Origin of the sequence: Georgenia wutianyii, from assembly GCF_006349365.1 — a bacterium.
Lineage (GTDB): Bacteria > Actinomycetota > Actinomycetes > Actinomycetales > Actinomycetaceae > Oceanitalea > Oceanitalea wutianyii.
The window spans coordinates 1254471-1276773 of sequence record NZ_CP040899.1 but is presented as its reverse complement, the minus strand read 5'-3'; the positions used below and the strand labels follow the sequence as shown (position 1 = coordinate 1276773).

General features: G+C 74.7%; 13 protein-coding genes. All 13 read right to left on the bottom strand.

The genetic code is table 11. The features are described from left to right. Nucleotides 1-36 precede the first annotated feature (36 nt). The 13 genes from FE251_RS05665 to FE251_RS05605 all read right to left on the bottom strand — a co-directional run bounded on the left by FE251_RS05665 (nucleotide 37) and on the right by FE251_RS05605 (nucleotide 22290). Complete coding sequence (locus tag FE251_RS05665; protein ID WP_139948217.1) at nucleotides 37-1173, bottom strand: FHA domain-containing protein; 1137 nt, start codon at nucleotides 1171-1173, stop codon at nucleotides 37-39. Next, entirely contained in the window at nucleotides 1164-1583 is a 420-nt protein-coding gene (locus tag FE251_RS05660) for a hypothetical protein (protein ID WP_139073201.1), read from the bottom strand. The genes FE251_RS05665 and FE251_RS05660 overlap by 10 nt, the downstream gene beginning before the upstream one ends. Then, nucleotides 1580-2803, bottom strand: a complete 1224-nt coding sequence (locus FE251_RS05655; protein WP_139073200.1) for a WXG100 family type VII secretion target — start codon at nucleotides 2801-2803, stop codon at nucleotides 1580-1582. Before FE251_RS05655 ends, FE251_RS05660 begins: the two co-directional genes overlap by 4 nt. After that, on the bottom strand, nucleotides 2803-3108 hold the full coding sequence (locus FE251_RS05650) for a hypothetical protein (protein WP_139073199.1): 306 nt from the start codon (nucleotides 3106-3108) through the stop codon (nucleotides 2803-2805). The genes FE251_RS05655 and FE251_RS05650 overlap by 1 nt, the downstream gene beginning before the upstream one ends. A 94-nt stretch (nucleotides 3109-3202) precedes the next feature. Next, nucleotides 3203-4537 carry an FHA domain-containing protein gene (locus tag FE251_RS05645; RefSeq protein ID WP_139948216.1) on the bottom strand — a complete coding sequence of 445 codons (1335 nt, stop codon included), beginning with the start codon at nucleotides 4535-4537 and terminating at the stop codon, nucleotides 3203-3205. Then, nucleotides 4537-5655 carry an FHA domain-containing protein gene (locus tag FE251_RS05640; protein WP_139948215.1) on the bottom strand — a complete coding sequence of 373 codons (1119 nt, stop codon included), beginning with the start codon at nucleotides 5653-5655 and terminating at the stop codon, nucleotides 4537-4539. Before FE251_RS05640 ends, FE251_RS05645 begins: the two co-directional genes overlap by 1 nt. Before the next feature lie 119 nt (nucleotides 5656-5774). Continuing rightward, entirely contained in the window at nucleotides 5775-6071 is a 297-nt protein-coding gene (locus tag FE251_RS05635) for a WXG100 family type VII secretion target (protein WP_139072014.1), read from the bottom strand. A gap of 150 nt (nucleotides 6072-6221) precedes the next feature. After that, a complete protein-coding gene (locus tag FE251_RS05630; protein ID WP_139948214.1) occupies nucleotides 6222-10643 on the bottom strand; it encodes an FtsK/SpoIIIE domain-containing protein in 4422 nt (1473 codons plus the stop codon). Nucleotides 10644-10646: 3 nt separating this feature from the next. Next, nucleotides 10647-12905: a transglutaminase-like domain-containing protein gene (locus tag FE251_RS05625; protein ID WP_139948213.1), complete on the bottom strand. Its 2259-nt coding sequence runs from the start codon at nucleotides 12903-12905 to the stop codon at nucleotides 10647-10649. Beyond that, nucleotides 12902-14173, bottom strand: a complete 1272-nt coding sequence (locus tag FE251_RS05620) for a DUF58 domain-containing protein (protein WP_139072011.1) — start codon at nucleotides 14171-14173, stop codon at nucleotides 12902-12904. The genes FE251_RS05625 and FE251_RS05620 overlap by 4 nt, the downstream gene beginning before the upstream one ends. A gap of 3 nt (nucleotides 14174-14176) precedes the next feature. Continuing rightward, the gene (locus FE251_RS05615; protein WP_168202659.1) at nucleotides 14177-15172 is read right to left on the bottom strand and encodes an AAA family ATPase; all 996 of its coding nucleotides are present in this window, start codon (nucleotides 15170-15172) and stop codon (nucleotides 14177-14179) included. Nucleotides 15173-15236: 64 nt separating this feature from the next. Beyond that, entirely contained in the window at nucleotides 15237-21323 is a 6087-nt protein-coding gene (locus FE251_RS05610) for a fibronectin type III domain-containing protein (protein ID WP_139948212.1), read from the bottom strand. A 256-nt stretch (nucleotides 21324-21579) separates the two neighbouring features. Beyond that, nucleotides 21580-22290, bottom strand: coding sequence for an FHA domain-containing protein (locus FE251_RS05605; RefSeq protein ID WP_139072009.1), 711 nt, complete (start codon nucleotides 22288-22290; stop codon nucleotides 21580-21582). Nucleotides 22291-22303: the final 13 nt, after the last annotated feature.

Genomic DNA, 22303 nt, shown 5'->3' with positions numbered 1-22303 from the left:
CGGGGCGGGTGGCCGAGCCGTCCGACGCGCGTCCCCTCACCTGCCCGCGACCTGGATGACGAACGCGCCCAGGTTGAGCTCGTCGCCCTCGCCGAGCTCCGCCCGCACCCCGGGGACGAGACGCTCGAGTTCGCCGTCCCGGCGGCGCACGACGGTGCCGTTGGTCGAGCCGAGGTCCGTCGCCGCCACCGCGCCGTCCGTGACGTCGAGCGCGACGTGGGTGCGCGAGACCGACTCGTCGTCCAGCGTGAGGACGTGGTCCGCCGAACCGCGCGGGGCGCGTCCCAGCAGGGTGCGTCCGGCGGGCGCCCACCCGCCCCAGGGCAGGAGCGCTCCCAGGCGGGTCGGCGCCGCGGCCTCGGGCGACGGGGCAACCGGCACGGCAACCGGCACGGCAACGGGCACCTCGGACGACGCGTCCCGCTCGGCGGGCTCCTCGCCCGAGCCGCCGGCGGCCCTCAGCCGGACCCCGCCCGCGATGCTCCCGGCGAGCAGGACGGCGTCCTGCAGCGCCGCGCCGTGGGTGGCGGCGGCGGTGACGGTGACGAGCGCCTCCTCCGCGGGGAAGAGGAGGGAGACCTCGGCGAGCAGGTGCTCGACGGGCGGGGAGTCCGCGGCGAAGGTGCCGGTCCCGGCGACCTCGTGCTCGACGGTGCGGACCGTCGCGACGCCGTCCACCGTGCCGTAGCGCACCTGGTGGACCCCGGCCTCCTGCCCGTACCGTCCGCGCAGGGCGCGGGCGAGGGAGGCGGCCTGTGACATCGGCGCGCCGGGCACGTGCGGCGCGAGGCGCCCGACCTGGACGCTGAGCTGGATCACGAACACGGCGGGGACCTCGGCGAGCGCCCGCAGCCGGGCGAGCTCCTCCGGGCTGTCGCCGGCCTCGCCGTCGACCACCCCCTCGACCGGCGTCCCGGCTGCCGCCGGGGTCATGAGCATGAGGAAGCCGCTCCACAGCACCGGACGGCCGACGAGGAGCTCGCGGGCCTGGCGGAACTGGGCCTCGGCGGCCGCGCCGTGCTCCGCCACGGGTGTGCCGGCGAACGCGCGGGCGAACTGCCGGCGGAACGCGGCTGCGGCGACGTCGGCGTCCTGGTGGAGCCCGAAGTCACCGACGTCGGCGGGCGCGGTGAGGAGGACCTCCCACTCCCCCGCCCTCGTCGTCAGGTCCACGAGCCGGCCCGCTCGTGGGGCGGCGGCGGGACGGGCTGGGACCGTCCCGCCGGGGAGACCGGGATCTCCCCGCGTGCCGCGCGGGCGTCCACCTCGCGGCTGAGCGCGTCGAGGCGCCGGCGGACGTCGGCGGCCCGGCCGAACTGCCGGCGCAGGCGCCACACGACGAGGCCGGTGACGAGCAGACCCGCGGCCACCGCGGTCCACGCCATCGGGTCGATCGTCAGGCCGAACAGCCCGAACGCGAGGATGCACAGCCCCGCCGCGAGCGCCGCCCACGTGAGGTAGAGGCGCATGGCGACGACGCCGGCGAGGTTGTCGTGGAGCAGCGGGCGCGCGGCGTCGCGGAACTCGGCCACCGACGTGAGCGGCAGCGCCTCGACGTCCAGGACCTGCGGACGGACCCTCACTTGACCAGCGCCCCGTCCCGGTCCTCGAGGTAGGCCGCGTTGGGCGGCAGGTCCCACGGGTTGGTCGACTCGTGCCCGGCGAACCCCACGGAGACGGAACCGGCGGCCCCGTCCGGCTGGTTGCTCTGGTAGATCGAGTACCCGGTGAGCGCCCACTCCGCCTGCGTGCCCTTGTAGCGGACGAGCTGCCACACGAGCTCGGAGTCGTGCATCTCGCGGGCGGTGAACATCGTGGGCACGTACTCGTAGCTGCCCGAGCGGGTGCTCACGCGGACGAGCTGGTCGGCGCGACCGGAGTCGCGGTAGATCTTCATGATCCGGGCACCGGCGGCCGTGACGCCCTTGCCGATGCCGATGGTGACGAGCCCGAGCCCGACGGTCCCCCAGTCACCCTGCCCCCCGCTGGCCAGCACGACGTCGCCGGCCGTGGCGATCGTGCCGGTGATCGCGGCACCGCCGAAGAGGAAGGGCACGGCGGGCCACGCGGGCGGGATGGCGAGGCAGATGACCCCGACGACGGTGAGCACGGCCGAGGCGATGCCGCCCCAGTTGCTCAGCCAGTCCGCCACCGGCGCGATCGCGCGGGCGACGTCCCCGATCCAGGAGTCCTCGATCCAGTCGGCGACGTCGCCGAGCCGGTCCCAGAAGGAACGGTCCCACGAGCGGTCGCCGGCGCCGTTGATGATGTCGCCGTAGTGCTCGGCCCGCTCGCGGTACTCGTCCTCGAGGTTCTTCACGGCCGCCTGGGCGTCACCCAGGAGGTTCGAGGCGGCGAGCTGGTCGTCCTGCAGGCCGAGCAGCTCGTCGCGGTTGTCGCCGGTGTCCTCCCAGCCCTCCAGGGCCCCGGCGGCGGTGGAGACCGCCTGCTGGGCCTCGCTCAGCTGGGTGTCGAGCTCGAGGCTGCGGGACTGGAAGGACTCGAGGTCGTCGGCCCAGCCGTCGAGCGCGCCGTGGACGGACTCCAGGGCACCCCTGAACTCCTCGAGCTTGGGCGGGAACTCGACCATCGACTCCTGGAAGGCCAGGCGGCTCTCCCCGACCCATCCGCCGTAGTCGATGTCGCTGCGCGCACCCTGGAGGAAGGCGGAGAGGTCCTCGATCTTCCAGGCGAACTCCCGGATCTGGCCGGCGAGCGCACGGGTGCCCTCCGGCGAGCCGGGGCACGGGTCGTAGCCGATGGTCGGGTGGGGCCGCATGGCGGTCGTGACGTAGTTGCCCATCAGCCCCGCCCCTCCTGCGCCCGGTTGACCAGCTGCTCGGCGAGCCGGAAGTCGGCGTCCTCGAAGACGACCAGCACGCCCTGGACGTAGTCCGCGGCGCCGGTGGCCTCCTCGGCGAGCTCGTCGGCGGCGTTGGACCACTGCTCGGCGAACTCGTAGAGCTCGTCGAAGACCGGTGCTGCGCCGACGACGAGGCCGTCGAGCCCCTTGAGCCGGCCGCACAGGTCGCCGAGCTCGGTGCTCAGGCCGCGCAGGTCGGTCATGGTCGTCGTCAGGTAGTCATCGTCGATGACGATGTCGCCCATCGGGTGGGTCCTCTCCTCGGGGGAAGTCGCTGGTCAACGTTCTATCGCAGGGTGCGGCGCGGTGTCGCGGCTTCGGCATGGGGAGGGGTCCCCATCACCTGGGGTCCGAGCGCAGGACGGTGTGCTCGACGTCGGCGGGCTCGCCGACGGTGAGGGTGGTCGAGCCGAGCACGACGACGTCGCCGTCGGTCAGCTCGGCGGGCTCCCCGGCAGTCAGCGGGCGGCTGGTGCCGTCGGGGGCGTGGACGACGGTCCCGTTGGTCGACGCGCGGTCCACGACGACGACGGCGCCGCCCTCCACGTGCACCGTGAGGTGGGTCTTGGAGACCCGCTCGTCGGCGACGGCGAGGAGCGCGTCGGCGTGCTCGCCGGCCTTCGGGGCGGGGGCGCGGCCGACGAGGGTGGTGCCGGGGGCGAGCTCACGGCCGTCGGACAGGCGCACCCGTGGCGTGGTCGTGGCCGCCGGGACCGTCGGCCGCGGGCCGGGTGCGGGCGGGGGCTGCACGGGCGGGCCCGGGACGGTGACATCGGCGGGGGGCACCGTGTCCGCGGGCGGCGGCGCGGGGGACGCCACCGGCGCGGGCGGCGGCGGGGGCACTGCCGGCGACGCGTCCGCGGACGGCGCCGAGGACGCCCAGGCCGGCGGTCCGGCGACGCTGCCGGGTGCCGGGTGCGTGCCGCCGACGACGATCGCGCCGCTGCCGAGCGCGGGGGTGAGCGTCGGCGCGGGCGCGGAGGCGGGCTCGTCGTGGGCGACGTTGTGCATCCTCGCGCGGTGGACCCGGCGCAGGCCGCTCGCCGTGAGCGCCGCGACGAGCAGGCACACGACGGCGGTGAGCACCCGGGCGAGCCAGGCGCCGCGCACGTCGTCGGCGGCGTAGGGGGTGGACGCCTCGGCGTACCCGAGGACGGCCTGGACGACGAGGACGGCGCCGGCGCCGGACAGCAGCACGGCGGCGAGCGTCCGCGGGAGCAGCGGCAGGCGCCACAGCTCCCCGCGGCCGACGGCGCGGTCGGCGGCCACGGCCTCCTCGTGGAGGCGCGCGGTCTCGGGCCCGGGCTTGGCGTCGACCCGCCCGCCGTCGGCGCCGACGGCCGTCGCCAGCGTGAGCCAGCCGGCGGTCGCGCGGGCCAGGGCGGAGCCGGTGGCGACCACGGCGCCGCCGAGGACGGTCGCCAGGACGAGCAGCCCGGTGCCGGCGGCCCGCGTCGTGCCGCCCGCGGCGACGTCCGCGGCGAGCACCGCACCGACGACGCCGAGCGCCCAGGCGAGCGCGCCGAGCGCGAACCGGGCCCACGAGCCGTAGGCGGCGCCCAGCGCGGTCAGCGCCTCCCGGCGGCGGATCATCATCGCGCCGTGGCCGGGCCACGGGCGGTTGCGCGTGTCCGGCCCGAGCCAGGGGCGGGCGGAGGCAGGGGTGAGGAGCATCAGGCGACCTCGAGCGGGCGGCGGGCGGCGGCCGGGCGGACGTAGAGCCGGGTGCGGCCGAGGTGGATGACGGCGGGGGCGTGGACGGTAGTGGCCTGCCACGCGCGGCAGCGCTCGAGCGAGCCGTCCGGGGCCTCGAGCAGCGTCCCGTTGGTGGACGCGCGGTCCACGACCCGCACGGTCCCGCCCTCGACGGTGATCGCCGCGTGGGTCTTGGTGACGGTCTGGTCGCTGAGGACGACGACGTCGTCGACGACGTCGTCGGGTCGGGCCGACGGGCGCCGGCCGACGAGGGTGGTGCCCGCGCGCAGGACCTGTCCGCCCGGGAGCAGGACCTCGACCTCCAGCGCGGTCGGCGCCGGGGTCCGGGCGTCGGCGGGCTCGGCGGCCGGGGCGCGCAGCGCGGACAGGTCGAGGGCGACGGTCGGCGGCCCGTCGACCGTGGGCCGCGGCGCGAACGTCCCCGGCGGCGCCGGCGCCGGCTGCGGGGCGGCGACGGTCGGGCGCCGCCACGCCGCCTCGGCCACCGTCCGCACCCCGGCCATCGTGCCGACGGCGGCGCCGGCCGTGGCGAGGGACAGGACGGCGAGCGCCGCGACGAGCAGCGCGCGGGCGGTGTCCGCGGTCACCAGGGAGGGGCCGGTGGTCAGGCTCGCGCCGGCCGGGGTGCCGGTCTGGGCGAGGACGTAGACGAGGGTGACCGCGAGCGCGACCGCCGTGGCGGCCGCGGCGACGGCGAGCACGGCGCGCCACCGCACGACGCCGAGGAGGAGGGAGGCGTCGGAGTCGGTCGCCCCGGCGGCGGGGACCCGCAGCCACTGGGCGGCGGCGTCGGTGATCCGCCGGCCCGAGCGCAGGACCGCTGCCGCCAGCCACACGGCACCGGCGACGAGCAGGAGGCCGAGGGCCGCGAGCACGCCGGTGTGCAGGGCGGGGGCGTCGTACCAGGGCAGGGCGGCCAGGACCGTCGCTCCCCCGGTGCCGAGCACCCAGGCGAGCAGCCCGAGGAGCGTGCGTCCCGAGGACCGGTAGCCGGCGGCGAGCACGTCGAGCGCCTCACGCCTCAGGTGGGCCAGCCCCGCGTGGTGGCTGTGGTCGGGCACGACCAGGTAGGGCACCGCCGCCCTGGGTACCAGCCGGGCCTCGCGCACCGTTGCAGTCCTCTCGTCGTCAAGCGAACGAACGAACACCGCCGGGCACGGACCGTGTGGCCCGTGCCCGGCGGAGACGTCGTGGGTCAGCCGCGCGCCTGGGCGGCGAGCGCCTCGTCGGTGGCCTGCATCTGGTCAGCCGCACCGGTGAGGTAGTTGCTGAGGTTGGTGAGGTTCTCGATGACCTCGGTGGCGTTCGTCGTGAAGTCCGAGTAGGTCTCGTTGAACGCCCCGGAGGCCTGGTCGGTCACGAAGCCGGAGTTCACGAGGTTCTCGATGTAGGTCTTGAGCTCGCCCAGCTTGATCTGGACCTCGTCCTTGCCTGCCACCAGGTAGGTGGCGGCGCTGCGCATCTCCTCGTAGGTGACGTTGATGTTAGCCACGGAGCTGTCTCCTTCAGGTCGGTACCCCGCCGCCCACCGGCGGGGTCGTACAGGACATTCCTACCGGCACGACGGGTGGGTTGTCGCGCCTTCCTCATGGGGAGATCTCCCCTGGCCCCCGGCACTTTCCACGCGCCGGGGACCCCCGGCTCAGCCGAGGAGAGGCAGCTGGACGCGGCGTACCTTCGCCTTGTCCACGAGCATGCCTCGGCCCACCGGGAACTCCTTGCGCTGGACGCGCGGGAAGGACGTGCGGAAAAGCGTGTCCCCCTCGAGCTGGTCGGGCTGCAGGGCCAGCCCACGGCGTCCGTTGCGGATCTCGGACACGAGCGGCCACGAGGCGCCCCACGTGCTCGTGTCCCCCTCGCCGATGACGAGGTGCTCGTTGCGCTTGACGGCCTTGATGACCTCGACGAGCGGCGCGTCGGCCGGGGTCGTGAGGAAGTCCGCGAGCGACTCGATGACGACGACGGTGCCCACCTGGCCCTCCGGCGGCGGCTCCTTGAGGTCCCCGACGACCGCCTTGGCGAGCTCGGCGACCTCTGCGGGCCCGGTGGCGGCGTGCTCCCACAGGTCCAGGCCGCGCAGCGCCGAGCGCCGGGCTCCGAAATAGAGGAACCGGGCCTCGGGGTGGGCGCGACGGATCGAGGTGACCAGCCAGTGCAGCGCGTTGCTGCGACCGGACTGCGGCGGGCCCGCGAGGAGGAAGGTTCCCAGCGCCTCGATGCCGACCGGCTCGAGGGTGTCGTCGGCGACGCCGACCACCGGGAACCCGCCGAGGTGGGCGGGCATGGCGTCCGCGGGGACGAGCTCGGGCAGACGGCGCACCTCGGGCGCCTCGGGCACGCCGGCGCGGCGCAGCGTCCCGGCGAGCTTCTCGATCGCCCGGACCTGCTCGGCGAGGTTGGTCGAGCCGCCGAGGACGGCCACCTGCATCTCCAGGCCGCCGGCGATCGCCCTCCCGGGCGGGGAGGACTCGTCCAGGACGTCCTTGGGGGCGCCGAGCATGGCGTAGGCGCCGGCGTCGACCTGTCGCATGACGACCTTGCGGTTGAGGCTGCCGGCCACCGAGGACGGGATCGCCCCGTGCCGGTCGGCGGTGACGGCGACGTGGACGCCGGCGCCGCGTCCGTCGACGAGGAGCTGGAGGAAGAGCTGGTAGTAGGCCATCCGCGAGGACACCGACTCCCACTCGCTGCGGAAGGCGGCGTACCCGTCGATGAGCAGGAGGATGCGCGGCTCGTCCGGTCGCCCGGCGATCTCCCGGTACTCCTCGATCGTGCTCGCCCGGGCCTCGGCGTAGCGCGCCGAGCGTTCCTCGACGGTCTCGCGCAGCTGGCGCATGAGCCGCTGGACGCGCTCGGCGTCGTCGCCGTCGATGATCGCCCCGACGTGCGGCAGCGCCTCGAGCGCGGCGAGGCCGCCGGAGGAGAAGTCCAGCCCGTAGACGTGGACCGGCCCTCCCTTGGGGGTGATCCCCGCCGCCGTCGCGAGCGTGCGCAGCGCGGTCGACTTGCCCGAGCCGCTCGCCCCGTAGAAGGCGATGTTGCCGTCGACGTCGGGCCGGTAGTAGGAGGTGACCTGACGCTGGTGGGCCGGGTCGTCCACGACGCCGAGCGGCAGCGCCGAGTCGGTGCGCGGGTGGAGCGCGGACAGGTCCTGGACGTCGGCGAGCGTCGGCAGCCAGGGCTTGCGCGGCTCGGGCACCCGGGCGGTGAGCGCGGCGTCGCGGATCGCGTCGACGACGCGGCGGATGTCGGTGGGGCCCTCGTCGACCGGTCCGGTGGGCTCGGCCTCCGGACGCTCGGGGCGCAGCCAGCGCGTCCCGGTGCCCATCGCGAGCGTCTCGACCTGCACCTGCGGCTTGGGCCGGGAGGTGCTCGAGCGCCCACCGGCGTAGCCGGTCTGGAACATCGTCACCCGCCCGGGCCCGGTGCGGGCCGCGCCGCGGCCCGGCAGCGCCGGGTCGAAGCCCGCGGCGACCGGCAGGCCGAGGACGTCCTTGGAGTCGGACTCGTCGTTCATCCGCAGCGCGACCCGGAGGTTGGTGTTGGCCCGCAGGTTGTCCTTGATGACGCCGGCGGGGCGCTGGGTGGCCAGGACGAGGTGCAGCCCGAGGGAGCGGCCGCGCTGCGCGACGTCGACGACGCCGTCGACGAACTCGGGCACCTCGGTGGCGAGGGCCGCGAACTCGTCGACGATGATGATGAGGCTCGGCGGGCACTCGGGGTCGCCGGTGCGCTCGAGGGCGATGAGGTCCTTGGCGCCCTTGCGGTTGAGCAGGTGCTCGCGGAAGTGGAGCTCGGCGCGCAGCGAGGTGAGCGCCCGGCGCACGAGGTGCGGGGACAGGTCGGTGACGAGGCCGACCGTGTGCGGCAGGTCGACGCAGTCGGCGAAGGCCGAGCCGCCCTTGTAGTCGACGAAGAGGAAGGTCACCCGGTCGGGGCTGTGCGCGGCCGCCATGCCGAGCACCCAGGACTGGAGGAACTCCGACTTGCCGGCACCGGTCGTGCCGCCCACGAGGGCGTGCGGGCCCTGGGTGCGCAGGTCGAGGGTGAACGGCTCGGTCGCCGCCTGGCCGATGAGGGCGCGCAGGTTGGCGTCGTGCCGGCGCCGCTGCGGCGGGCTGCCGTCGCGCGGGACCAGCGAGCCGTTCTCGCGCCAGCGCTCCAGGGTGGCGGCCGGGCCCTCGGCCGTGTCCGGGCCGAGCAGGCTGAGGTAGCTGACCCGCGCGGGCAGGTCGGAGGCGTCGTCGACCGGCGCGCCGGCGTCGACGACGGCGGCCAGGTGCGTGGCCAGCGCGAGCGCCTGGTCCGCGCTCACCGTGTCGCACACGAGGGGCTGGACGGCGCTGCCGGAGCGCACGTGCCCGGCGGTGGCGCCCTCGGTGGACGTCGTCACGGTGAGGAAGGTGCGGCAGACGGCCGGGAGGCGCTCCTGGGCGGAGGCGCACCACACGACGTGGATGCCGACGGCCGGGCCCTCCTCGGCGATCCGGACGAGCCGTCCGCGCTCGATGGGGGCGTCGTCCTCGACGAGCAGGACGACGGTGGGCAGGTGGAGGGTGTTGCTCATCGACGGCGTCCGGCGGCGGGCGTCGAGCAGCCCCTCGATGCGGCCGACGAGCTGGATGACGCCGGCCTGGTTGGAGCCGATGTGCGCCCCCTCGAGCGGGGAGTGCACCGACCCGACGTGCGGCAGCCACTTGGTCCACTCCCAGCGGGCCGCGCTGGCCGCGGACGTCGCGACCGTGAGGACGAGCTCGGCGGGCGAGTGGAGGGTGACGAGCTGGGCGACGACGGCGCGGGCGGCGTCGTCGAGCACGGCACGCGGGCCGGCGAGCCCGAGCGCGCCGCTCTCCCGCAGCTGCACCGTGGCCGGGACGCCGTCGATCTCGCGGAAGTCCGCCCGGATCGCGGAGACCATCTCCCAGTGCTCGGGCAGCGCGTCGTTGCGCTGGGGCAGCTTGACCCGGGTGCGCGAGGGCAGCGTGCCCAGGCCCAGCCGCAGGTCGAGGTAGGCGTCGTGCTCCGGGCGCCGGGTCCACAGCAGCGGCTCGAGCGCGAGCGCCGAGCTCCGCACGTCCTGGACCGCCGGGGACTCCCCGAGGCGGGTGGCCCGCTCCCGGTCCCGCTCGATGGTGAGCTCGCTGCGCATGAGGTCGACGGACTGGCCGAACTGCTCGATCGCGGCACGGTACTCGCGCTTGCCGGTCACCCGCTTGTCGATGTAGTTGCCGACGACCATGAGCGGCATCATCGCCATGAACACCAGGCCGAGGAGCCCGCGCCCGACGAGGAGGAACACCGGGGCCATCATGAGCGGCACGACGAGCATGACGATCGGCAGCTTGACCGGCTTCGGCGGCTCGGGGGGCTTGGGGGCGTCGTGCTCCTCCCCCTCGTAGACGGGGGCCAGGCGCGGGGAGCGGTTGAACTCCACGTGCGCGGCCCCGGGCGCCGCGTGCCGGCTGGCGGCGATCCGCACGACCCGGATGGTCGTGTCGCCGAGCGTCACGGTGTCCTCGGGCAGGAGGGCGGCGCGCTGCACGAGGCCGTCGCCCATGAGCAGGCCGTTGGCGCTGCGCAGGTCGACGAGCTCGATGATGTCGGTGACGGCGAGCCGGGCGTGCTCCTTGGACACCGTCGGGTCCGAGAGCCGGACGTCGCAGCCCTTCCCGCGCCCGATGACCGAGGTGCCCTCGGGCAGGGCGACCTCCATGCCGGCGTCGGGCCCGTCGAGCACGGTGAGGCGCGCGGCGGCCGGACGGTCCTGCCCCGACCCGTCGTAGCGGCCCGCGGCCTGCGCGAGGGAGACCGTGGAGCCGGACCGGACGGCCTCGGCGGCCGAGTCCTCGGGCAGCAGCAGCCGCGTGGAGCGGTCGTCGGTGCCGGGCGTGCCGTGGACGCGCAGCGTGAGGTCGCGCAGCTCCTGGTCCGACAGGAACGTCGGCACCGGGTCGGTCTCCGCGATCGCGCGGGCGAGGTCGGCGACCGTCGCCGTGCCGTCCACCGTGACCGCGAGGTCGGCGGGGTCGGCGGCGGTGCGCAGCAGCGTGAGCTTGATCCGCATGTCCTAGCGGCCCTTTCGCAGTGAGGTGAGGGAGACCCGCGAGCGCAGCCAGCGGCGCCGGCCCACGGCCCGGCGCAGGCGGCCCTCGGTGGACTCGACGTGGTCCCAGTAGCCGGAGACGGCGGTCTCGTCGGGCAGGACGGGACCGAAGACGCCGGCATCGGCGTAGCCGGCGAGGGTCGTGGTGTCGAGCCCGGAGACGTCGACCGGCCGCGGGCTGCGGCGGCGGGTGCTGCGCCCCGTGGCCAGGCTCTCCACGACCTCGCGGGCCTGCTCGCGGCGGGTCGCCTCGGCGGTGACCGGCACCCCGAGGTCGCGGGCCCGGTCGACGAGCTCGGCCCACCCGCCGGCCACGCGTCCCGAGCCGCTCCCCCGCGTCCGGCGGCGTCGACGGCGGATCAGCTTGAGCAGGAGGACGAGGAGGACCGGCAGGAGGAGGACGAGCAGCGAGCCGCCGACCCCGAGCACGATGAGGAGGGTGTAGCTCAGCGGCTCGTCCTCAGGGACGTCCTCCTCCTCGGCGTCGACCTCGTCACGGTCCATCGGCGGTGCCTCGGGCGGCTCCTGGGCGGGCGGCGGCGGCTGGAGCACCTGCGGCTGCGGGCGGTCCTGCGGCTCGGGCTCCTCGACCTGCGGGATCCGGTCCTCGTCGGGGGTCGGGTAGAAGGGCACCCAGCCGTGGTCCTCGAAGGCGACCTCGACCCACGCGGTGACGTCGTCGCCGGTGATCTCCACCGGCCCGGTGCTCGCGACGGCCTGCGGCGCGAATCCCATGACCACGCGGGTGGGCAGCCCGACCGCGCGGCCGAGCAGGCCCATGAGGGCGGCGTACTGCTCCTCGTCACCGATCATGAGCTCGTCGGTGACCATCTGGGCGAGGCGCGCGGCGCCGTGACCGGCGAGGGAGGGCGCGTCGCCCTCCAGACCGTGGGAGAAGTAGCCCTCCTGCAGCCCGCCGACGAGTGCCTGGACGCGCGCGAGCGGCGTCTCGGCGGCGGCGACCATCGCCGAGGCCTCGGCGACGACCATCTCCGGCACGCCGGAGAGCTCGGGCTGGTCCACGCGGGCGAGCGGCGCGCCCTCCAGGGCGCTGACCGGCGGCTCGATGACGGGCGTGGCGACCAGCGAGTACCGGTCCCCCGACCGGAGCCCGGTCGTGACGATGCCGGTCCCCGACGTGCGGTTGAAGTAGAGGTTGCGGGCGGTCTCCACGGCGTCCGGCCCGGCGAACTCGACGTCGTAGGTCCGTCCGACGTTGGGCAGCCACACCCCGGCGTACTCCCCGAGCTCGACCTCCACGGTGACGGCGTCCTCGGGCACGGTCGCCTCGACGCGCTCGCCGATCCGGGTGAACGTGCCCGAGCCGGCGCCGCTGCCGTCGGCGCTGCCCGCCACCGCCCACGTCGTGCCGTCGTAGGCGTCCATCGTCGCGAGGCGGACGGGGGCGCCGGCGGGCAGGCCGGTGACGGTGAGGACGGTGTCCTCGCGGTGGTCCTTGAGGTAGGAGCGGAAGCCGGCGAGCGGGCTGGGGTAGTCGTGCGGGTCGAGCGGCGGCTCGATGACCTCGCGCAGGACGAGGCGGTGGTTGCCGCCGGGCGCGAGCAGGCCGGCGCCGGTGCCGCCGACGGCGGCGACCGCGACGAGCACGAGGACGGCCACCGGCCGCCCCTGCTGCAGCCGGCCGGTGCGCCACGTCGCCCACAGCAGGCCGACCAGCGCCCCGGTGAGCCCGAGCGGGACGGAGAGCACCTCGCGCGCCGTGCCGAGGAGGATCGAGACCGCGAGGACGACCGCGGGGGCCAGGAGCGCCCACGCGGGCCGGCGGGTGCGCAGCGACACGGTGACCGCGACGACGGTCGCGAGCAGCGCGAGGAGGTAGGGCGCGGTGAGCGTGTTGCCGACGGCGCCCAGCGGCGGGGCGAGGGTGACGACCGACTTCCACGACGTCACCGCGCCGCTGCCGACCGCGCCGAGGGTCTGCGGCGTGGGCACGACGCCGGCCAGCGCCGTCGTCGGGGCGCCCAGGGACGAACCGAGGACGGCTGCCACGAGGAGCGCGGCGAGGACGGTGAGGGTCGCCCACCGGCGCCACGCGCCGAGCGTGGCGACGAGGGTGCCGAGCACCGCACCCCCGACGGCGGCGGCGACGAGCCGTCCGGTGCCGAAGACGGGCAGGAGCGGGACGAGGGCGAGCAGGACGAGGGCGAAGGGGACGAGGACGTCGACCCAGCGGGCGCGCAGCAGCGCGAGGTAGGGGCTCACCGGTGCTCCGCCTTCCGGAAGCCGCGACGCAGCTCGGAGAGCTCGCCGATGGTGAGGACGGTGACGACGCCGACGGTGTGGACGGCGGTCTCGGCGCCGGCGACGACCTGGACGGCGAAGGCGCGCGCGTCGATCGGCAGGACCGCGCCGGCGGCGCGCAGCTGGTCGGCGGTCACGGTGGAGCCGCACACGAGCACGACCATCGACGCGCGCTCGACCTCCCGGCTGATCTTGTGGGCCATGGACAGCACCCCGCCGGGGCCGTCGCCGTGCTCGAGGCGGGTGAGGACGTCGAGGTACTGCCCCGCGGAGACGGACCGCAGCGTCTCGTGGCTGGTGAGGGTGGTGAGGTCCTTCTCCTCGCGCATCGCCTGGAGGGCCAGGGAGCCGAGCGTGGAGACGGCGACCTCGAACTCCTCGTCGTCGCCGTAGTCCCGCTCGTTGCGCGACATCCCGACGACGAGGTGGGAGCGACGGGTCTCCTCGAACTGGCGGACCATGAGCTTTCCGGCGCGCGCGGAGGTGCGCCAGTGGACGTAGCGGCGGTCGTCACCGGGCACGTACTCGCGCAGCGCGTGGAAGGACAGGTCGGCGCTCGTGACCTCCCGGGTGGGCCGGCCCTCGAGGTCGTGGATGAACCCCGCGGCGGAGGAGCTCAGCGGGACGGTGAGCGGGTGGACGTAGAGGTCCTGCGGCTCACCCCAGGCGACGCCGCGGCGCATGAGCCCGAGCGGGTCGCCACGCACGGTCCGCACCGGGCCGACGGGGATGACGCTGCGGCGGCTCGTGGGGATCGCGAAGATCTCCTCGTGGTCCTCACCACCGGCCAGGCCGGGCAGGTGGAAGGCGACCTGGGCCACGCCCACGGGCAGCTCGACCCGGGCGGGCAGCACCGGGTGGTGAGCGGTGTTGCGGACGGTCACCCCGGCCATGGCCCGGTCACCGACGACGACGCGCCGGTCGCTGAGCCGGAGGGTGACGTCGTAGGGATGGCGCCCGAGGGTGAAGGCGAGCGCCCCGACGAAGGTCGTGACGAGGGCGGCGCCGAGCACGACGAGCTCGACCCAGCCCAGGCGTCGCCCGGCGACCAGGGCGAGGAGGCCGACGGCGAGCACGGCCCAGCCGGCGACGCTGACGGCGCGCAGGGCCCGCTCGACGCCCAGACGCGGGCCGCGGGTGCGCTCGACGAGGCTCCGCAGCGCGCTGGTCTCCCCGATCCGGTCGGAGAGTGCGCTGCGGGCCCGGGTGGTGATGGCTGGCTCGGTCACGGGCTACTGGTCGCCGCCGCGGCGGGTGGGCGGGGCGATCTCGGCGAGCACGGTGCGGATGGCGCCGGCGGCCGTCGCCCCCTCGAACTCCGCCTCGGCGTCGAGCACCATGCGGTGGGAGAGGACGGGCTCTGCGAGGTCCTTGATGTCGTCGGGCACGACGTAGTTGCGCCCGTGGGCGGCGGCCCAGGTCTTCGCCGCGCGGATGAGCGAGATGGCGCCACGGACGGAGACACCGACGGTGACGTTCTCCGTCCGGCGGGTCTCGGCGACGATCCGCGAGACGTACTCCAGGACGGCGGAGTCGACGTGGACGGTGCCGGCGAGGTCGATCATGTCGACGACCGCCGCGCCCGTGATGACGGGCGTGACCCCGCCCGCGCGGTCCCGGGTGGCCGAGGCGGCGAGGATGCTCACCGTCGCGTTGTGGTCCGGGTAGCCGATCGAGGTCTTCATGAGGAAGCGGTCGAGCTGCGCCTCGGGCAGCCGGTAGGTCCCGGCCTGCTCGATCGGGTTCTGGGTGGCGAGCACGACGAACGGGCGGCCCACCTCGTAGGCCACGCCGTCGAAGGTCACCCGGCCCTCCTCCATGACCTCCAGGAGCGCGGACTGCGTCTTGGGCGAGGCGCGGTTGATCTCGTCGGCGAGGACGACCGAGGCGAAGATCGGTCCCTTGTGGAACTCGAACTGCTGGGTCTTGGGGTCGAGGATCGACACGCCGGTGACGTCGGAGGGCAGCAGGTCCGGGGTGAACTGGATGCGCGAGCTCGACGTCTGCACCGCCGCGGCGAGCGAGCGCGCGAGCTGCGTCTTGCCCGTGCCGGGGACGTCCTCGAGGAGCACGTGCCCGCCGCTGAGCATCGTCGTGACGACGAGCCGGATGACACCGGCCTTGCCGACCACGGCGCCGCCGACGGCGGAGACGATCTTCTCGAAGGTGTCGGCGAACCACGCGGCCTGCTCGGGCGTCATCGTGGTCTGCTGCTCGGTCATGGTCATGCGGGGACTCCAGTCGGGGTGGGGCGGAGGGCGTCGGCGGGCTGGGGGGCGGTGCGGGCAGGGGTCATCTCGGCCAGGTGTGGCTGCTCGAGAGGTCGACCCCGTTGCCGCGCACGCGCACGGTCACGGTCTCCCCCGAGCCGCCGCGGTAGGACGTCGCCTGCCACCGGCCGTCACCGGCCAGCTGCACGGTGTAGCTCTTCCACGGGTTGCGCTCACCGGGGGCGCTGAACTCGACCGTGTACCTGCCCGAGGGCATGTTCGCGTAGTCGAAGGCGAGGTAGGCGCACGTGTGGAAGGTGCAGCCGGGCATGCCCACGGCCGAGTCACCCCGGCGCATCGTCACGCTCGGCTGCGGCGGGTCGGGCGGGCGCGGGACGGGGGCCGCGACCGTGCGGGCGGACGCGCTCGCGGTGCGCACCTCGCCGTCGGCCCGCTCGACGCGGACCTCGGCGCGGTAGGTCCGGCCCCAGTCGCCGTCGATGCGGCGGTTGCCGTTGGCCGCGACCTGCTGCCACGCGCCCCAGCTGCCGTTGCCGTTGTCGAGGCGCAGCTGGACGCTCGTGACCGCGCGCCCGTTGCCGTCGGGCGTCGTCCACGCGAACGTGGCGCCGGGCTGCTCGGAGACGCCGTCGGTGTAGCCGTTGTGCCGTCCGTGCGCCTGGCCGCTCGCCGTCGCCTGCCCGAACGGGCCGAAGGGCACCGCCGCCGCCGAGGCGGGGCTGGCCTCGCCGCAGTAGGTGTTGCAGGCGCGCACGGAGAACGTGTAGCTGGCGCCGTCGGACAGGCCGGTGACGCGCTTGTCCCCGGCGAGCTGGCTCCACCCGCCGCCGTTGACGCTCACCTCGAAGCGACGGATGGCGTCACCGTTGTCGGCCGGGGTCGCGTGGGCGAGCTGGACGATCCCGTCCTGGCCGGTGGCCTCCGCGGTGACGCTGGGCACCCGGTCGGGCTGGAGGAAGGAGCGCACCGGCGCCGACTGCGGGCTCGCCGGGGAGGTGCCGGCCTTGTTCGTCGCGGCGACGCTCACCGTGTAGTCGCTGCCGGCCGGGGCGTCCTCGGTGAAGGAGGTCTGCCCGCCGGGCACCGTGAAGGACTTGAACGCCGCACCGTCGCGCCGGATGACGACGTCGAAGGAGGCGATCGCGTCACCGTTGTTCGGCGGGGCCGTCCACGAGGCGCTGATCTGGGCGTTGACCGGGGAGTCGACGCGCTGCGCCGTGGGTGCGACCGGCTGGTCCGGCACGCCGGCCGGCACCTCGGGCGCCGACCACTCCGACCACTCGCTCGGGTCCGGGGCGTCGTTGTGGGCGCGCACGCGCACCGTGTAGGACTGGCCGTTGCGCAGCCCGGTCCACGTGTGGGAGTTCCCGCTCACCGAGACCTGCCCGCCGCCCGGGGACGGCGCGATCTGCAGGTCGTAGGAGGACACGGACGAGCCGCGGCTCACCGGGGTCTCCCAGCGGACCTCGAGCTGACCGTCGCCGAAGACGAGGGTCGGCGGGGCGGGCCGCTCGGGCTTGACGTCGGGGCGCGCGACCGCGGACGGGCCGGACGGCTCGGAGTCACCGACCTTGTTCGTCGCCGTCACCGTGAAGGTGTACTCGACGTCGTTGGTGAGGCCGCCGATGGTGCACGTCGTCGTCGGGCACTGCTGGCTGACGCCCGCCGCCTCGACCCGGTAGCCGGTGATCGGCGCACCGTTGTCGGCCGGCGCGGACCAGGTGAGGACGACGGTCTGGTCGCGCACCTCCTGCACGCGCGGCGGGGTGGGGCGCTCGGGGACACCGATGACGGAGTAGGAGATCCTGCCCTCGACCTGACGGTTCGGGTCTCCCGTGGCGTCCTGGACGATGAAGCGCGAGACCCCGCGTCCGACGAAGTCGGCGCCGGCGGTCACCGTGACGCTCCCGGCGTCGAAGGACGCCGCCGCGCCGCCGGTCTCGGTCAGCGCGTCGATGACGGTGAGCGACTGGTCCGGGAAGGGGTTGAACGCCCCCTGGAGGACGTCGACGGTGCGCGACTCGCCCTGCTCGAGCTCACCGAGGTCGACGTCGTTGACCGACGCGAGGCGCCGGTTGGACGCCGTCACCGTCACCTCGACGACGCCGGGCACGGGCTCGGCCTTGGCGTCCGAGACGGTGATGTCGATGGTGCCGACGGTGCCCTGGGGCGTGTCGACCGGCGCGGACACGGTGAGGTTCGGGCCGTCCAGGCTCGCCTCGATGCCGTCGGGCACGCCGACGAGCTCGTAGCGCAGCTGGTTGAAGTCCCCGGTGTCCGGGTCCTGGGCGAGCTGGCGCAGGTTGAGCACGACCGGAGCCTCCGCGGGCACGACCTCGACGGCGGCGCCGTCGAACGTCGGCGGGGTGTTCTCGGTGGACTCGACGGTGATGTCGAGGGTGAGCACCGCGGTGAGGCCCTCGGGGTCTTCGGCGCTCTGCCCGTCGGTCACCTCGAAGGTGAGCGTCGCCGGGCCCGCGTAGGTCGGCGCGGAGGTGAAGGTGAGCGTCGTCGGGCCGACGACCGGGGAGCTGCCGTCGGAGTTCGTCGCCCGCACCTTGTCGGTGCTGGTGAGCCGCACCTCCTTGCCGCTGGGCGCGACGACGTAGTCCGCGAGCTCGATCTGGCGCGTCTCCCCCGTCGCGACGACGATCGGGTCGACGTCGGTGCGCAGCACCGGCCCGGAGTCCTCCAGGCCGGGGACGTCGACGAACGCGTAGGAGGTGAGCCCGTCGATGTCGGTCACGGAGTAGGTGAGCACCTGCCGCGAGGCCATGACGTCCACCTGGACCTCGTCGCCGACGACGCGGGCGTTCTCCGGTGAGCCGACGAGACCGACCGTGAGGTCCTCGCGGGTGCCGTCGGGGTCCACGTCGTTGTCGAGGACCGGGATCGTCACCCGCTCCTGGCCGAGGATGGTGATCGCCCGGACGAGGTCGTCCACGGCGACGGGCGCCTGCAGCGGCGCCTCGGCCGACACCTCGACGGTGACGATGCCGGTGGACCGCCCGCCCCGCTGGTCGGTCACGTGGTAGGGCAGGGCGAAGGTGCCCTCCGCCTCCGGGGTGGTGATCCGCAGCCGGCCGCTGTCGAGCTGCTCGACCCCGAGCTGCTCGACCGCGTCGAAGGCCGGGTCGGCGAGGTAGAGCGGGTCACCGTCCGGGTCGGTGTCGTTGGCGACCGGGTCGACGTCCACGACGCGGCCCGGGCGCGCGAGCACCTCGTCGTCGATCGCCTGGGGGGCCCGGTTGAGGTCCGGCGGGGCGATGACGGCGACCTTGGCCGTCGCCGAGGCGTAGGTGCCGAGCCGGTCGCGCACGGCGTAGGTGAAGGTGTCGGTCCCGCTCGCGCGGGAGAAGGCCTCGTAGTCGATGTACGTGGGGCCGACCTCGACGATGCGGCCCTTCGTCGGTGCCTGGTCGGCGCCGAGGAGCTGGACGGAGTCGCCGTCGGGGTCGATGCCGAAGAGCGGCACCTGGATGCGGATCCGCTCGCCGGCGAAGGCGCGCGACTCCACCGGGAGCGGCTGCGGCGGGGCGTTGCGCTCGCCGTCGTCGGCCTGGACGTAGATCGTCACCTGGGCCGAGGCGCGCTGGTCGGACTCGTCGACCACCTCGTAGACCGCGTTGATCGTCTGCGGCTGCTCGGGGGCACGGAAGCGCAGCGTGTCGCCCGAGGCGAAGAGGTGTCCCGCCTGCGGCTCCTCGACGAGCTCGGTCGCGAGCTCGAACTCCAGGCCCGCGGGGTGTGAGTCGTTGGACAGCACGGGGATGGTGACGAAGTCGCCGGCCCGGACGTTGGCGACGTCCGCCTGCGCCACCGGCGGCTGGACGAGCGCGTCGGGCGGGACCTGCATGACCACGACCTCACCGGTCGCGCTCGTCTCGCCGTTGGACACCTCGTAGGTGAGGCGCTGGGTGGCCTGGACGTCCTGGCTCGCGGTGATCTTGAGGATGCGGTGCTCGAGGACGGCGACGGACAGGCCCGAGCCTTCGGGCACGTCGACCTGGCGCACGGCGAGCAGCTGACCGCTCGGGTCCTCGTCGTTGGCGAGGACGTCGACGAGCACCTGGCCACCGGCGGGCAGCAGGCCGACGTCCTGGACGGCGACCGGCGCGGCCTCGGCGGGCTCGCGGACGTCGACGCGGATGAGGCCGGTGGCGCTCGCCCCGGCGTCGTTGACGACGATGTAGGTGAGGTAGTACGTCTGCGCGGCATCCGCCGAGAAGCGGAAGGTGCCGGTGTCGTAGTCCGGGACGACGCTCGCACCGGGGACCTGCTGGACGTCGGCCAGGCGCAGCGGCTCGGCCTCCCCGCCCGGGTCGGTGTCGTTGACGAGCGGCTCGACGACGGTCTCCTCACCGGCGATGGCGGTGACGAAGTCGAAGACCGGGACGGGCGGCAGCGCGCCGGCCGGGCGGACGTCGACCGAGAGCTCGACCTCCGCGGTGTCGGTGCCGTCGTAGACCTCGACGGCCACCGGCTTCATCCCCGGCGTCACGCCCGAGTCGACGAACGTGACGGCGCCGTCGGGGGTGAAGCGGACGATGTCGTCGGTCGAGGCGGTCGCCGCGACGACGACGACCTCGTCGCCGTCGGGGTCGCGCACGGTGTCCAGGACGTTGACGCTGCCGGTCGCGCCGGTGACGAGGGTGAGGGTGGCGGGGCGGACCTGCTCCGGCGGGCGGTTGACGTCCTCGGGCACGACGCTGACCCGGGCCACGGCCTCGGCCTCTCCCCCGCGGCCGTCGCTCACCGTGTAGCTCATGGCGACGGCGCCGCTCGCACCCTCCGCGACGGCGACCTGCAGGGCGCGCCCGCCCATGATCGGGCGGACGGTGCCGAAGGACTCGGCCGGGGTGTCGAAGGAGGCGACGGTGAGGAGGTCGCCGTCGGGGTCGGTGTCGTTCGCGAGCACCTCCAGGACGGTCGTCGACCCGGCGCGCACGCCGAGGTCGTCGTCCTGGGCGATCGGGTCGCGGTTCTCCTGCTCGCGGTCGAGCGGGAGCTGCTCCTCGATCTGCTGCTGGGACTCCTCCTCGTCGTCGCTCGCGGCCTGCGGGGGCACGACGTCGTCCCAGTTCTCGACGATCTCCATCGCGTCCTTGACCAGCCACACCGTGCCGGCGACGAGGTCGTTGAGGACGACGACGTCCCGGTTGACCCGGAAGACGAGGCGGGCGTCGGTGAGCGACTTGTCGATCGGCTCCTCGACGACCTCACCGTTGCCGCAGCGGGCCTGGTAGACGCCGGTCCCCCCGGCCCACGCGCCGTGGCCGCACCCGGCGACGACGACGGGGCGGCTGGGGGTGCCTGCCTGGGAGACGGGGTCGACCGTGGGCTCACCGCTGCCCAGGGGCACGCGGATCATGCCGTCGCGGGCGGCGACGAGGACCTCGCGGCCGGCACCGGAGGGCGCCTGGAGGGCGACCTGGGCGGTGTCGGCGAGGTCGGTGAGGTCGACCGGCTCGCTGCCCGGCCGCAGGAGGCTCACCCGGTCCTGCTCGTCGCGGACGAGGACGACGGCCTCCTGGCCGACGGCGCTCACCTGGATCTCGGCCTCGGCGAGGCGCTCGGGCTCCACTCCGAGGCCGGCGGGCTCGGGGGCCTCGTCGGTCTCGGCGTCGAAGCCGGCGGGCAGCGCGAGGAGGGTCGCGTCGGACGGGGAGACGCCGTAGGTGGTGCCGTCGACGCCGACGGCGATGACGCCGTTGGCACCGAGGCGAGCCGAGGCCTCGAGCTCCTCGTCGGCGAGCGTGCCCACGCGCCCGGTGTCGGTGGCGTGGAGCTGCCCGCTGCGCGAGTCGAGGACGGCGACGGTGCCGCCGCCGAGCTGGATCTGGCGCGGCCCGGGCAGCGAGACGGTCGTCGTCGTCGTCACGGTGGCCGGGTCGACCTGCTGGAGGAGGCCGGCGCCCTCGTCGACGAGGAAGACGTGCGAGCCGTCCTGGAGGACGTCGAAGCTGCCGCTGCGGGCGGCGAGGCCGCCGTCGAGCAGCTGGACCTGGCTGTTGAGACGGCCCAGGCGCATGTGCTCCTGGCTCGTCACCCACACCCCGCCGTCGTTGAGGTCGACGTCGGCCGTGGCCACGCCGTCGTACAGGACGCCGGCGACGACGAGACCCACCCCGAGAACACCGACGGTCACTCCGCTGACGACCTTCTGCCGGCGCCTGGGGTCGGTGGCCCGGCGGGCCCGACGGGTCGCCGGTCGTGCAGAGGCGCCGGTGGTCCCGGCCCGACCACGTCCGAATCGCACAGCTTCGCCCCAAGCTCTCGTGTGACAGGTAGGTGTCGGGCCCACGCCCTGACACCGCTCCGCACAGTAACAAATGTCAGGAACAAAGGTCCTACGTAAGGATGGGGAAATTTCCCCGGGTAGTCCTCCCCACGACCACCCGGCCTCAGGAAGGAGTACTGGTGTTGCGCGCGTGCTCCTCGTCCAGGGAGGGAAGCTGGTCGGAGCTGACGATCCGCGAGGCGACAGCGTGCTCGACGAGGCGGGCGCGCCGGTTGACGGCGAGCTGCTGCGGGCCGCCGCGCAGGCCGCGCACCCCGTTGCGGTCGAGCTTGTCGCACACGTTGTCGAGCTTGCGGTTGAACTTCGTCAGCGCCCAGCCCAGGCGGGCGGCCGCCTGCGCGGAGGTGGGGATGGCGGCGCTGCCGCGACCGGACAGGACCGGCTCGGACAGGGCGAGGACGAGCAGGTGCTGGGACTCGGTGAGGGTCACCGGGCCGATCGTCGTCTCCCCCACGTGCACCGGCTCGGCCTTGGCGGGGGCGAAGGTGGGGTCGGGGTTGACGAGGTTGACCTCGTAGGTCGTGGGCCCGGCGGTGAAGAGGATGGTCGTCCCGGCGTAGACGAGCGGCAGCCGGGCACCGGGGGCGAGCCACGCCTGGGTGTTGCCCTCGCTGTCGGCGAGGGTGGCCGACAGGCGCGAGCCGACGTTCTCGATCCACCACAGGTCGTCGACGTAGGCGATACGCAGGAACCGCCGGTGCAGGTAGGGGTTGTCGTCGATCTCCAGGGCGCCCTCGCGCCCGATGTAGAACGGCTCCTCCCGCTCGATGGGGAACCACTCCCCGCAGAACTCCAGCTGCAGCGTGGTGCTCACGTCACGTCCTTCC

Coding starts and splice junctions, on each gene's coding strand:
- FE251_RS05655 (WP_139073200.1), bottom strand. CDS start 2,803: ATGGGCAACTACGTCACGACCGCCATGCGGCCCCACCCGACCATCGGC.
- FE251_RS05650 (WP_139073199.1), bottom strand. CDS start 3,108: ATGGGCGACATCGTCATCGACGATGACTACCTGACGACGACCATGACC.
- FE251_RS05645 (WP_139948216.1), bottom strand. CDS start 4,537: ATGCTCCTCACCCCTGCCTCCGCCCGCCCCTGGCTCGGGCCGGACACG.
- FE251_RS05630 (WP_139948214.1), bottom strand. CDS start 10,643: ATGCGGATCAAGCTCACGCTGCTGCGCACCGCCGCCGACCCCGCCGAC.
- FE251_RS05615 (WP_168202659.1), bottom strand. CDS start 15,172: ATGACCATGACCGAGCAGCAGACCACGATGACGCCCGAGCAGGCCGCG.